This is a genomic window from Aquiflexum sp., from assembly GCF_977115555.1.
Genome location: NZ_CDSBKL010000083.1, coordinates 1 through 13080 on the forward strand (window position 1 = coordinate 1; position 13080 = coordinate 13080).

Below are 13080 nucleotides of genomic sequence, written 5' to 3' on the forward strand. Positions count from 1 at the left end.
ATATGCCTGATCAGGAATCCAGCAGAATTTGGACTGTCTCCGAGTCTTTTGGATAAATCTTCCTGCTTGATATTGGCCAGCTGATTGGTAAATCTGGTGCGGCCTTCTTTCCAAAGTTGAATGAATTCTCCCATACCCCAAGGTACAAAATTTGAACAGAAATTTGGTTTGAAAAAACATCCATCGTAATATTGCAATGTAATTAAATGATATTTGCTTTGCGATATAAGTGGATATAAACCTTCGGCGATATAGTTTTCGACATCGATGCTGATTTGGATAAAACAGGCCTAATATTTCGATTTATTTCTACTGTATTTCCACCTTATTTCAATTATATCAACTTATTTCTAAATAGTCTTATTCTCTCGCTTCTCGCCTCTAAAAGTCTCAGAAATGGGTGTTACCAAATCAGATTTATTCACCGAACAGCAAAATGAACTGGCCAAAGTCGCCAAGGTTTTTGCCCATCCTGCCAGAATAGCGATTATCCAATATCTTATCCAGTCCAATTCCTGTATCAACGGGGACTTGGTACAGGAGTTAGGTTTGGCCCAGGCAACAATTTCGCAGCATTTGCGGGAACTCAAAGAAACCGGCATCATCAAAGGAAGCATTGAAGGCGTGTCGGTCAATTACTGTATCGACCCGATCCGTTGGTCAGAAATCCAACATCTTTTTGAGACCCTATTTTCAGGTTTTCCAAAAATTCCGGGGGAAGGATGCTGTTGAAAAATGTACTAAGTACAACGTACCAAGAAACATAAAATCAAACACTCAATAAAATCCTAAAATTTGGCGCCTTTGCGTCTTTGCGAGATATCAACATGAAAACTTCAGAATTTACCCAAATCCTTAGAGAAAACCCAGAGAAATCCCTTTTTTTCGAATACCAAGCAGGACAATATGTCCGCACTGACTACCACATCACCGAAATCAAGAATGTCTCTTACGACACGGTGGACTGTGGCGGCATCCGCAATGAATGGCATGAAGTCCATATCCAACTTTGGGAAAACGAAATCCCCGAACCGGAACATGCGGTTGACACCAGCAAAGCCTTGAAGATTTTTGATGTTGTCCAAAAAGTCAGGCCGACTTTTCAGGATACGGAGATCAAATTTGAATATGGAAACAGTTCGTTCCCGACAGCGGTACTTCCTGTGCATAATCTCAAAGAAGCAGGAAACAGCCTGATTGTTCAACTGACTGCCGACCAAACTACCTGCAAAGCCAAAGACCGTGCTACCACCCCTGAGGAAAAAGCTGCTGCCTGTTGTGGACCGGTTTCCGAAAAACCAAAAATCAGGGTTTCCTTAGCTAAGCTTCAAACTTCAAATAGCTGCGAACCGGGATCGGGATGCTGCTAAGAATTGTACAAAGTAACAAGTACCATGTACCAAGTAAAGGTGCCTTCTTGGTACTTTGTACTTGGTACATGGTACTTTAAAAAAAAAATTATGAACCTATACCCAATCCTCCAAGCCACAATTGAAAAGGCCAAAAGCTTTGAAATACCTGAAGACCGGATCCCGATTTTGCAGGATTTCATCGCCTACATCCAAAAGAAAACAGATGCAGACCAACCGGTCAACCTGAACTTTATCTGTACCCATAATTCCCGCAGAAGCCAGTTTTCACAGATTTGGGCCAAGACCGCATCAGAGTTTTACGGGGTAGACATCAATTCATTTTCAGGAGGGGTGGAAGTCACAGCATTCAACGAAAGGGCAGTGTCCTCCATCAAAAGGGCAGGATTCAAAGTCATTCAAAAGGGAATTGAAAACCCAAATTATCTTGTCTTCTACTCAGACAAGGCCGATCCAATCAACACGTTTTCCAAACTTTATGACGATCCTGTAAATGCTCAAAAGGAATTTGCTGCCATCATGACCTGTTCACATGCTGATGAAAATTGTCCTTTTATTCCGGGTGCAGAGGCAAGGATTCCTGTTCGCTACGAGGATCCAAAAGCTTTTGATAATACTGAGCAGGAAGCAAAAAAGTATGATGAAAGATCGATGCAGATTGCTTCTGAGATGTTGTATGTCTTCTCAAAAATTTCGAAATGAAAAATACTTTGTAAAATATGATAGAAATAGACTGGGAGTTCCTCTCGCAGCATTTTTCTGCAGTATTTCAACCTGATTTCCAAATAACTTAATAACCAATCACCAATGTCCACCGAAAAAAAAGAGATCGCATTTTTTGAAAAATACCTGAGCTTATGGGTTGGGCTTTGTATTTTGGTTGGGATTGGAATCGGTCACTTTTCTGGGGAAAGCATGACTTACCTGAGCGGAATGGAAATCTACAATGTCAACATTCCCATTGCCATTTTGATCTGGATGATGATCTATCCCATGATGCTACAGATTGACTTCAGCAGCATCAAAGCTGTCGGGAAAGCTCCAAAAGGTTTGATTCTGACTGTTGTCATCAATTGGCTGATCAAACCATTTACCATGGCGTTTTTTGCCTGGATCTTCTTTGACCAGATTTTCTCGGCATTTATCGAACCTGAACTTGCGGGAGAGTATATCGCAGGTGCGATTTTATTGGGCGCAGCTCCCTGTACAGCAATGGTTTTCGTCTGGTCCTACCTGACCGATGGCGATCCGAATTATACTTTGGTGCAGGTTTCAGTGAATGACCTGATTATTTTGGTGGCCTTTGTTCCCTTGGTAGGCTTTCTCTTGGGTATCACGGATGTGACAATTCCTTATGAGACTTTGGTTTCTTCCGTTGTGATATTCGTTGTGATTCCTTTGGTTGCTGGAATCATTACCAACAAGATTTTGGTTGGAAAATACGGAGAAGATTGGTTAAAGACTGTTTTTCTGCCCAAGCTAAAGCCTTTCAGCATCATCGCCTTGCTCCTGACTTTGGTTTTGTTGTTTGCTTTTCAAGGTCCAAACATCCTGAACAATCCTTTGATCATCATATTGATCGCCATTCCGCTGATCATTCAGACTTACTTTATTTTCTTTATAGCATGGTTTGGAGGTAGAAAACTCAAACTTCCCCACGCCATCTGTTCACCCGCGGCCATGATCGGCGCGAGTAATTTCTTTGAGTTGGCAGTAGCGGTGGCTATAGCTCTGTTCGGTTTAGAAAGCCCGGCAGCATTGGTGACAGTTGTTGGGGTTTTGGTAGAAGTTCCGGTGATGCTGAGCTTGGTGGCTTTGGCGAATAAGTGGAGGTATTGAATCCATTCCAAAGTTTGGAACTTTGGAAAAGTCAAATCAATAAAATATAATCGTCTTGTTTCGATAAGCAAGAATTTTTCTTTCCAAATGGTATTTGATGGCTTTGGACAAAACCACTTTTTCCACATCTTGTCCGATCTGCACCAAGTCAGCGGGAGAATTGTGGTGACGGACACGGGCCACTTCCTGTTCGATGATAGGGCCCGCATCGAGTTCTTCAGTGACATAATGAGCTGTTGCGCCGATGATTTTTACACCACGCTCATAAGCTGCATGGTATGGTTTTGCCCCGACAAAAGCCGGTAAAAATGAATGGTGGATGTTGATGATTTTGTTGGGATAGTTCCTTATAAAATCTTCACTCAAAATCTGCATATACCTCGCCAAGACCACAAAATCCGTTCGGTACTGGTTCAACAATTCCAATTGCTTTTCTTCTACGTCTATCCGGTTGGCTTTGTCCACCGCAAAATAATGGAATGGAATACCAAAAGCTTCTACCACCTTTTTGTGGTCAGCATGGTTGGAAATAACTACAGGAATATCAACTTCAAACTGACCAGAATAATGTCTGCTCAATATATCGATGAGACAATGGGAAAGTTTGGATACAAAAACAGCCATCCTTGGCTTACGGAAATTGAAGAACAACTCAAATTCCATGTCAAATTTCTTTCCGACTTTGGCTTCAAATATCGGTTCGATCTCTTCTCTTTTTAAACCAAAACTTTCCAATTCCCAAGAAACACGCATAAAAAACATCCCTACTTCCTGGTCTACATGTTGGTCGATTTCAAGGATGTTTCCTTGGTAAGCGTATAAAAATTCAGATACGCTTGCAACGATTCCTTTCTGGTCTTTGCATTGAATAATCAAGATTGCTTTTTTCATTTTCTTGCGAGTAAGTGTGGTTTATCAATCCAATAATGCCTCAACATCCTCTTTGCTGAGACTCTTCATAAAACTTTCTTCTGTACTGATCAATTCTCCGGCGAGTGCCATTTTTCTTTCCTGCAAGGCCATTATTTTTTCCTCCACCGTATTTCGGCTGATGAATTTATAAATAATGACTTTGTTTTCCTGACCGATACGGTGTGCCCTGTCAATGGCTTGGGCTTCCACTGCAGGATTCCACCATGGGTCGAGCAAAAATACGTATTCCGCCTTGGTCAGGTTCAATCCTACTCCTCCGGCCTTAAGGGAAATCAGGAAAATTTTAACCTCATCGTTTGTTTGAAAAGATTGAACCTGGGCCTGACGGTCTTTTGTAGTGCCGTCGAGATAGGCGTACTTGATGTTCTCTTTTTCAAGGTACTCTTTGACAATGGCGAGGTGCCTCACAAATTGGCTAAAAACCAAAATTTTGTGGCCTTCACTGACTGTAGACTCGATCATGTGGGTCACATCTTCCATTTTGCCAGAATCACCTGTATAGTCTTTATCGGTCAACCTTGGATGATTGGCCAATTGCCTCAATTGGGTCAATCCCCTCAACAATGCAAATTGCTGGTTTTTCATTCCCGGAACGGACATGTCCTTGACGATTTTTTCCCTGTAATATCCTTTTACCTCTTCATATACTTTTTCCTGCTCCGGCGTCATTGTCGAATACTTGACATTGGTGACTTTCTCAGGCAGATCAGTCGCAACCTGACTTTTCAATCTTCTGAGGATAAATGGCTTGATCATCGCATGCAACTTGGCCGCTTTGTCTTGGTCATTCTTCTTTTCTATAGGTAATAAAAACTGCTTTTTGAACATGTTCTGATTACCCAAAAGACCCCTGTTGATAAAGTTCATCTGAGACCAAAGGTCCATTGTGCCGTTCTCGACCGGTGTTCCAGTCAAGATTAATCTTTGTCTGCAGGTCAACTCATTTACAGCTTTGGCAATGATGCTGCTTGGGTTTTTGATCGCCTGTGATTCGTCCAAAATAACATAATTGAAATAGAATCCTTTCAGCATGTCCACGTCCATTCGGGTGATGCCGTAAGAAGTGAGCACTAGGTCATATTTGGAAAATCGACTGATGTCCTTGATTCTTTGACTTCCTGTATAGGTTAAGATTTTCAGCTTAGGTGTGAACTTTCGTGCCTCCAATTCCCAGTTGTATATCAGAGAAGTCGGCATGACCAACAAAGAAGTGGCATCCGGATTCTGCTCTTTCTCGTGAGCCAAAAGTGCTAATGTCTGCACGGTTTTTCCCAATCCCATGTCATCGGCCAAGCATCCGCCAAAACGGAACTCGCTCAGAAAACGCATCCAATTATACCCTGCCTTCTGGTAAGGTCTCAATACCCCTTTGAAAGTCACAGGTAAATCATAATCCTCAATCTGATTGAAGTTTCTTAGTTTTTCGAGTTTTTGATTTAGCTTGAGTTTTACAAGATTGCCCGTTTGCAACTCCTGTGCCAAGGCTATATGGTGTTTTTTAAGAACGAGAGATTGCGGATCTGAATGGTTTTCATTCTCCTCCATAAAGGCAAACATCTCGGAATAATTGACAAACCATGAATTGGGGATGACTGCAATCTCGCCGTTAGGAAGGTCAAATTCGGTTTTACCCTGGAGCAAAAGTCTCCTGATCTTATGAAAGGGTATTTCATAAGAACCAAACCTGATCACAGCATGTACATCAAACCAATCAATATTTTCCTTGACTTCAACAGAAATATTGGCGTGTCCTATAAAGTACCGCTTTCCCTTTTGGGTGGGGGCCTGTTGGATCCGGATGCCCATTTCCTCGAGGTTATCCTTATAGGAATTGATCCATCCAAAAGCTTTGGATTTACAGATGGAATACCGGGCATGCTTGACTGGCAAGCCAAGGTCCTTCAGGTAATCCCCATAGGATTTTTCCTTTTCAAGGTCCCTAATTACTTTGTGAAAAATATAATTGTCTCCAATATGTTCCAGTTCGACGTTATTGCTTGCTTTTTCTTCTGAACGGAATGCATAATCTCCGTATTGGAACTGCAGGTCAAAAACTATTTTATCTTCTTCTTCCTCTTCCAATTTGTTTCCAAAAAGGTCTGTTTTAGGATTGGAAGGAAGGTCACTCAAACTCAATACTGGTTTGGGCATTGATCTTTCTACTTTGATATCAAAACCTTTGGCGTAAACATCAAAGGAAGCTACCAATTGGGTTACAAATTTTTTGTAATACTGATCTTCCACTTTGCGCGGAATGACAATAAACTTTTTATTTAAAAATGGCTGGAGTTTTTTGCCGTCAACGCCTTTTTTGAAACTGTACAAATTGTAATCGACCACCAACCAGGCCGGTTCATGGCAGATCAGATAAGCATTCCGATATTGCCACTCAAGAGGAGCATCCCGATATTTGATCGTTGGAAAATAGTGCGTATTATCCTCATTCCTTCTGAAATGAAAAAGTACTGCCGCTTTTTCGGGCATGATATTGATTTCTCTCCATATCGGATTGCCATCATTTCCCATTTCAAAAAACCGTTTTCCTTTGAGGTTTTCAAGGACTTTGGCTCTCAGACTTTCAAGCTTATGTTCGATCAGCTCCTGTACAACCTTGTTTTCTGTTTTAGGATCATAAATCTTCCTGAGGTATTCTTTCGGTTTGAGCTTTTTGATATCAAATTTTTTGACGATTGCCTCCTGTTGCATCTCGTCCATCCATTTGATCAATTTGAAATCAGTGTCATCAAGACCCGAGGCAAATTCGGGTGCATTTACATGTGAAATATTCTGATGTGCAAATGAAAGCCTACCTTTTTCATCCAGCTGTATTACAAATGACTCAAACAACAGTCCGAGAAATTCATGGCTGAATAAAGAATAGATGATTTGAAACGGTTCTTCTGGGGATACTTTCATGTTGCCAAAATCAATCAACGGAACAAATCCGTAAACAAAAACAGTTTTTTCCAATTAAACTAGATCGAAAAATACAGAATAAAATTCAGTATTAAAATAATTGGGATCAAGATTTGGTTTTCATTTATTCAATTGGGATATCCGATTAATAGTTAAAACATTATCTTTCAGATTCATGCTCTACACAAAAACCAAAAATCCAAATGAAGCAGTATTTAGAAATTTTTACTTTCACTCATATAATATTTGGATCTTTTGCTTTGGTCTCGGGTGTATTGGCTATCGTTTTCAATAAAGGAGGGAAAGGCCACAATTCTTCCGGCAAAATATATTATTGGTCAATGATTGGAATCGGGATTACAGCTTTTGGGATTGCCATCCCAAAAGGGAACTTGTTTTTATTGATGGTAGGTGGATTCAGCACATATATGACTTTGACTGGTTATCGGTTTTTACAATTCCGAAGAAACCCCAATCTAAAATTTGGAACTTGGGATTTTCTATTTATAGCAATTGGCTTCCTAACAGTTTTGATACCTTCTATTTACCTGATCCAACATGATTGGGGAAAAATTGGCGGTATTTTTCCCGTTTTTTTGGTTTTTAGTGGGATTTTGATGACGATGTTGACAGGAGATCTTATCCACTCCAAAAAGCTCCATTCTTATCCAAAAGGCTGGTTTCTTAGCAGGCATATCAGCAGGATGTTAGGAGCTTTCATCGCAACAGTGACTGCCTTTCTGGTCCAAAATTGGCAAACAGATCCAGTCTATATTGCTTGGCTATTGCCTACTGTGATTTTGGTCCCTTTGATTATTTACTTTACCAAAAAATTCAAAGTCACCTCAAAGCAATTAAAATCGCAAATGCCCACCCAAAATTCCTGATTTTGAAATACGGGAAATAAATTGAAATTTGGTCCGATGGGTAAATCTCAAATTATTTTATTATGACAGGGCCGACGCTTACCAGGCAGCTTGGTTTGATGGGATTAGTGGCTACCGGAGTATGTTCCATGCTTGGGGCGTCTATTAATGTTGTTCCCTTTATGATTCAAAGGCATGTCCCAGGCATTGGGCCATATGTACTACCTGCATTTGTATTTGCTGCAATTCCTGCACTTTTGGCAGCCTTTGCCTACAGTATTTTAGCTACCGCCATGCCAAGGGCCGGAGGAAGCTATGTCTATGCAAGCCGGGGACTCAATCCATACCTAGGTTTCGTAGCGAGTTTTTCTCAATGGTTTGGACTTTCGATTGTTATTGGAGTGGTTGCTTATGTCACCATTCCATTTCTCCGTGATATTGCGATAGCATTGGATTGGCAATCTTTGGCGACGATTTTGGAAAATGGAGTAATTCGCGTAGGATTGGCCTTGGTCCTAGTTTGGCTGTTTGTATGGGTCAATATCCGGGGGGCAAGTCTCTACGAAAAGACTGTTATCCCACTGATGGTTTTGATGTTTGTCATGGGAGGTGTGGTAATCATTGCCGGATTTTCATTTACACAAATAGATTTTGCACAAGCTATTTTGGAAAAAGAGGGAAGGGTAATTTCACCATCAGATGGGGGCGGAGTCAATATACCGATTATAGGTAGTGATTTCCATTTGCCTACCTTCCTTTCAGCAGGAGCCTTGCTTTTTGCAAGCTTTATTGGATTTGACAGCATTGCACAGGCGGGAGGAGAGGCCAAGAATCCCACCAAAAGACTCCCATTGGCGATTGCATTGACCATTGTCATAGTAGGCGGTTATTATATTTTATTTACAAGCGCAGTCTATCATGCAGTCCCTTGGTCTTTTGTAGCCGAAGAAGCTTCGCAAAAAGATATCACAGCACCGGGTTTGATGGGCTATTTGCTTCCATCAGGTTTGACAGTGGTGATTGTCGCCGGAGCTGCTATTGCCTTAATCAATGACCTTCCCGCCATGCTGCTTTCCGTTTCCAGACTGATGTTTGCATGGGCGGAGGATGGCATTTTTCCTAAAAACTTCACAAAAATCCACCCTCAGTTTCATACTCCTTATGCCGCAATATTTCTAAGCGGTGTGATGGCAAGTGTGGGAATCTTTGGTAGCCATTTTGCCGGAGATTTCTTTTTGGGGATAGATATCATGGTCACTTCCATGATGGTTAATTTTCTGTTGATGTGTGTGACTTTGTTGACCATCGATAAGGTGAACCCAAACCTTGCTATAGAAATAAAAATTATCAAAAACAGAAAAATACGGAAAACATTGGGTTGGGCAGGAACATTGGTTTTGTCTTCTTTTCTAGCAATCCACACTTGGAAAGACCTTAACAGCCAAACTGAAGCTTGGTATTTCCATTCCACTCCGATATGGTTGATTGTGATGGGACTGGCTTCCCTGATATTCTTTTTTAAATTTAATCAATTGAAAAACAAAGGCATAGACATCAAATCCCAATTTGAAAAATTACCCTGACATGAACAAGACGAATGATTTATATACCGAATTGGCTCCTGACCTTACTATTTCAAAAGTATTGACCGGACTTTGGCAGATCGCCGATATGGAAAAGGAGGGCAATATCCTTGACCCCAATCTCACTTCTCTTGCCATGGCGCCTTATGTGGAATCAGGATTGACAACCTTTGATATGGCGGATCATTATGGTTCGGCAGAAGCCATCGCAGGAACATTCAAAAATAAACACCCTCTTGGCAAAAAAGCCAAACTGCTGACCAAATGGGTTCCCAAACCGGGAAAATCAAGTTTGGAAGAAACAAGGTCAGCCATTCAGATTTCCTTGGACAGACTTCAGGCAAAACAGATTGACCTCTTACAGTTCCATGCCTGGAATTATCCTGACCCAACTTGGCTTGACCAATTGTTTTGGCTACAGGAATTGAAAGAAGAAGGTCTGATAAGCCATATCGGTCTTACTAATTTTGATGCTGCTCACCTTCGTATCGCCTGCGCCACGGGGATTCCGATCGTATCCAATCAGATCTGCCATTCATTGATCGACCAAAGGGCTTCGGGCGAAATGACAAAAGTCTGTCAGGAATATGGAGTGAAAATTCTCGCCTTTGGAACTTTGGCAGGTGGTTTTCTTTCAGACAAATGGCTCGGGAAAACAGAACCGACTTTGGAAAATGAAGCTACTTGGTCCCAAATGAAATACAAAAGATTCATTGACACTGCAGGTGGCTGGGCAAAATTCCAGAACCTCTTGGAAACGGTAAACAGCATCGCTGAAAACCATAATGTTTCTATTTCCAATGTCGCAACCCAATTCATCCTTAACCAACCTGAAGTCGGTGGTGTCATCATCGGAGCTAGATTGGGACAAAGTGCCCATGTGGAGGAAACGATGAAGCTTTTTTCCTTTTCGCTATCAGAAAAAGACAAAGCCACCATCCGAGAGGCACAATCGATGTTGGCTCCGATTCCCGGAGATTGTGGAGACGAGTATAGGAAACCTCCCTTTCTCACCGCTTCCGGCGACCTCAGTCATCATCTCGAATCTTTTCCCAAACCCTATGAAGTCAAGGCCGGTGCCAACGGCAGCGTACAGGTATTTAGCGGGACAGTTTGGGAAGGCATGGCAGGATACAGCCGTGCTACCAGACGCGGAAACCGGATTTCTGTTTCAGGCACCACTGCCACCCATGGGCATCGCATGATCGGGGGAAAAGACGCCGGCGCACAGGCACATTTTGTCTTGGACAAAATCGAAGCGGCAATCACTTCCCTCGGCGGAAAAATGGAAGATGTGATTCGCACCAGGATTTTTGTCAACAATATACATGATTGGGAAGCTGTGGCCAGAGCCCACGGACAGCGGTTTGCAGCCATTCAGCCCGCCAATACTTTGGTAGAAGCCAAATTGGTCGGAGAAGGATATTTGGTGGAGATAGAGGCGGAGGCAGAGGTAGGGTAGTAAAAGTTTGAAGGTTTGAAGGTTTAAGGAAGGCCTGTAATTTTTAAATATCTCCCAAGAAAGTAGGACATTTGCTTTTGTTAGTTAAAAATTACGTAGATTAGTTTTCAATTCGGTCACCAATTCAAATAAGATTGAACCTACTGGTTTTAAGACTTGCCTATGAAACAAATCTACCACCTTCACCATACAGCTCACCGTTTTTTGATTTTAGCCACACTGGTTTTTTTAATGCAACTCCAAGGTTTTGGGCAGAATCTACTTTCCAGTAAACAGACAAGCCATTTTTCATATATCTACAAATTGACCGATCCTGAGGCAGAAGCCATCTACCAATTTGGAGAAAAAGGAATCCAAGACTCTTTTTTCCATTCCCTGATTGACTCTTTTCCTATGGGTGAAGAATATCACGGTAATTTGACAGAAGGGCACTATCTGAAGACCTTCGCCATCAAAAATAAGCAAAGGGTAGAAATCACTTCCATCCAAGCACTCAAGATTTTTGTGATCAAAAATGACAAGGATTTAAATGTACAGGTTTACGACAAAGAAGGTCAAATCATTCGGGAAGCCGATGTAACGGCTGATGGCAAAAGGCTGATTTTTGACCCAAAAACCCAATCTTACCAAGACAAAAAGTCGAATAAAAGTGGCATAATCAAGGTTTCTTATGCAGGAAACACGAATTTCTTTTTCTTGGAAAAGCAATTGAACAATTCAACTTTCAAAATCACCAAAAACAATATCCTCTATGGCACCCCAATACGGTATGTTTGGATACCGGTAAGGTTTATTCTTTTGATTCCGGTAGATGGATATAAGTCGATAAAAACCGGCTACGTCCAGGGTTCCATTTATAAGATTTCAGATTTTTTCCAAAGGGCCTACCACAAGACTGCCTGTATTTTTGATGATTACCATTGTGATTGGAGAGATTATGGATCATATGAGACAACTATGAAAGGTTATATGGTATTTGACAAACCAAAATACAAACCTTTGGATACTTTGAATATGAAAAGTTTCTTGGTCAATAAAAGAGGAAAACCATATCGCAAAGAAGTCCAGTTGGTCTTGTATCAAGGTTCAGAAAAAAAGTTTTCCACGTCAATACAACCCTTTCGGGAAGGAGCTTATAAATACCAGCTTCACCTTCATGATTCTCTGAAATTAAAGCTAGACAGTTACAGTAATATAAGCCTTATTGATAATAATGGCGATGAATTGATGTCTGAGGATTTTCGTTTGGAGGAGTATGAATTGAAGCGAAACAGTTTGGACCTCGGCTTGTCCTCAGATATTCATATCAAAGGAACAGTGCAAATTCTTACACTTTCAGCAAAAGACGAAAATGATCTCAGAATCAAGGATGGCAGGATTCAAGTGTGGGTATTTCCACACCAACCCCAGAGATTTCACGATCAAACCGTTTTTTTGCCCGATACATTGTTATTCATTGAAAAGGAACTTCTCCCAAATCAAGAGACGGAATTAGTGATTCCTGATTCCATTTTCCCTTTGGCAGACATGGATTATAGTGTCAAGGCGCTGCTGCTTAATGCTGACAATGAACGCTTGGAGAAACAAGTTTCAGCTTTTTACAAGACTTTTCCTGATCCATTTACTTTTGACCTAGAAGGTGATTCTTTATCAATCAAATGGACTATTTCTGGAAATGGAGCAGATAGCGTCAGCCTTTTTGGCTTAGATTATTTCGGAAATAGGGAATTGGTGGAACATACCCTTCTTCCGTCTAAAATTCAGATCAATCCATTGTTTTTGAGCTACACCTTGGAGTTCAATTCTAGTGTGCAGGAATTTAGGTTGGAAGAGGAAGATGGAAAGATTACTGTGGCTACTTCCCGTAACCATGAAGAAGTTGCCATTGCTATCCGAAACCCCAATGACATTCCGGTTGCCTACTTTTTATATTATGGCAACAATTTGATCCAATCTGGCCAACAGCCCGAAAAGCCCATAATCCTTCGAAACAAGGGAGATAAAAACTACTTTTTGTCGCTGAATTACCTTTGGGCAGGAAAAATTCATTACCAAAACTATCAGGTGCCTTTGGAGAAATACAAGCTCCAAATCAATGTCCAAGAACCAGT

At 41.2% G+C, this 13080-nt stretch carries 10 protein-coding genes; 8 read left to right on the forward strand and 2 right to left on the reverse strand.

What is annotated here, in order from left to right:
• Positions 1 to 396: 396 nt before the first annotated feature.
• From ACZFYI_RS07290 to arsB, 4 genes are all read left to right on the forward strand, one after another.
• The gene (locus ACZFYI_RS07290; RefSeq protein ID WP_462523464.1) at positions 397 to 732 is read left to right on the forward strand and encodes an ArsR/SmtB family transcription factor; all 336 of its coding nucleotides are present in this window, start codon (positions 397 to 399) and stop codon (positions 730 to 732) included.
• 95 nt (positions 733 to 827) lie between these two features.
• Positions 828 to 1370, forward strand: a complete 543-nt coding sequence (locus ACZFYI_RS07295) for a DUF6428 family protein (protein ID WP_462523465.1) — start codon at positions 828 to 830, stop codon at positions 1368 to 1370.
• Between the two features lie 90 nt (positions 1371 to 1460).
• Positions 1461 to 2072, forward strand: coding sequence for a low molecular weight phosphatase family protein (locus tag ACZFYI_RS07300; RefSeq protein WP_462523466.1), 612 nt, complete (start codon positions 1461 to 1463; stop codon positions 2070 to 2072).
• Positions 2073 to 2177: 105 nt separating this feature from the next.
• Positions 2178 to 3209, forward strand: a complete 1032-nt coding sequence (arsB, locus tag ACZFYI_RS07305; RefSeq protein ID WP_462523467.1) for an ACR3 family arsenite efflux transporter — start codon at positions 2178 to 2180, stop codon at positions 3207 to 3209.
• Between the two features lie 36 nt (positions 3210 to 3245).
• Here the strand turns inward: arsB and purU are convergent, their stop codons facing one another.
• Entirely contained in the window at positions 3246 to 4100 is an 855-nt protein-coding gene (gene purU / locus ACZFYI_RS07310) for a formyltetrahydrofolate deformylase (RefSeq protein ID WP_462523468.1), read from the reverse strand.
• Between the two features lie 24 nt (positions 4101 to 4124).
• Positions 4125 to 7058 (reverse strand): DEAD/DEAH box helicase, encoded by a 2934-nt coding sequence (locus ACZFYI_RS07315; RefSeq protein WP_462523469.1) that lies wholly within the window; start codon positions 7056 to 7058, stop codon positions 4125 to 4127.
• A 203-nt stretch (positions 7059 to 7261) separates the two neighbouring features.
• On the opposite strand from ACZFYI_RS07315, the gene ACZFYI_RS07320 reads away from it, so the two are divergent.
• The 4 genes from ACZFYI_RS07320 to ACZFYI_RS07335 form a co-directional block, all read left to right on the forward strand.
• On the forward strand, positions 7262 to 7945 hold the full coding sequence (locus ACZFYI_RS07320; RefSeq protein WP_462523470.1) for a hypothetical protein: 684 nt from the start codon (positions 7262 to 7264) through the stop codon (positions 7943 to 7945).
• 62 nt (positions 7946 to 8007) lie between these two features.
• On the forward strand, positions 8008 to 9507 hold the full coding sequence (locus tag ACZFYI_RS07325; protein WP_462523471.1) for an APC family permease: 1500 nt from the start codon (positions 8008 to 8010) through the stop codon (positions 9505 to 9507).
• 1 nt (position 9508) lies between these two features.
• Positions 9509 to 10969, forward strand: a complete 1461-nt coding sequence (locus tag ACZFYI_RS07330) for an aldo/keto reductase (protein WP_462523472.1) — start codon at positions 9509 to 9511, stop codon at positions 10967 to 10969.
• 162 nt (positions 10970 to 11131) lie between these two features.
• The coding region (locus ACZFYI_RS07335; RefSeq protein ID WP_462523473.1) for a hypothetical protein at positions 11132 to 13080 on the forward strand (1949 nt) is incomplete at its 3' end.

Excerpts from the sequence above, each read along its gene's own strand:
- ACZFYI_RS07315 (WP_462523469.1), bottom strand. The coding sequence starts at position 7,058 with ATGAAAGTATCCCCAGAAGAACCGTTTCAAATCATCTATTCTTTATTC.
- ACZFYI_RS07295 (WP_462523465.1), top strand. The coding sequence starts at position 828 with ATGAAAACTTCAGAATTTACCCAAATCCTTAGAGAAAACCCAGAGAAA.
- ACZFYI_RS07320 (WP_462523470.1), top strand. The coding sequence starts at position 7,262 with ATGAAGCAGTATTTAGAAATTTTTACTTTCACTCATATAATATTTGGA.
- arsB (WP_462523467.1), top strand. The coding sequence starts at position 2,178 with ATGTCCACCGAAAAAAAAGAGATCGCATTTTTTGAAAAATACCTGAGC.
- ACZFYI_RS07290 (WP_462523464.1), top strand. The coding sequence starts at position 397 with ATGGGTGTTACCAAATCAGATTTATTCACCGAACAGCAAAATGAACTG.
- ACZFYI_RS07330 (WP_462523472.1), top strand. The coding sequence starts at position 9,509 with ATGAACAAGACGAATGATTTATATACCGAATTGGCTCCTGACCTTACT.
- ACZFYI_RS07325 (WP_462523471.1), top strand. The coding sequence starts at position 8,008 with ATGACAGGGCCGACGCTTACCAGGCAGCTTGGTTTGATGGGATTAGTG.
- purU (WP_462523468.1), bottom strand. The coding sequence starts at position 4,100 with ATGAAAAAAGCAATCTTGATTATTCAATGCAAAGACCAGAAAGGAATC.
- ACZFYI_RS07300 (WP_462523466.1), top strand. The coding sequence starts at position 1,461 with ATGAACCTATACCCAATCCTCCAAGCCACAATTGAAAAGGCCAAAAGC.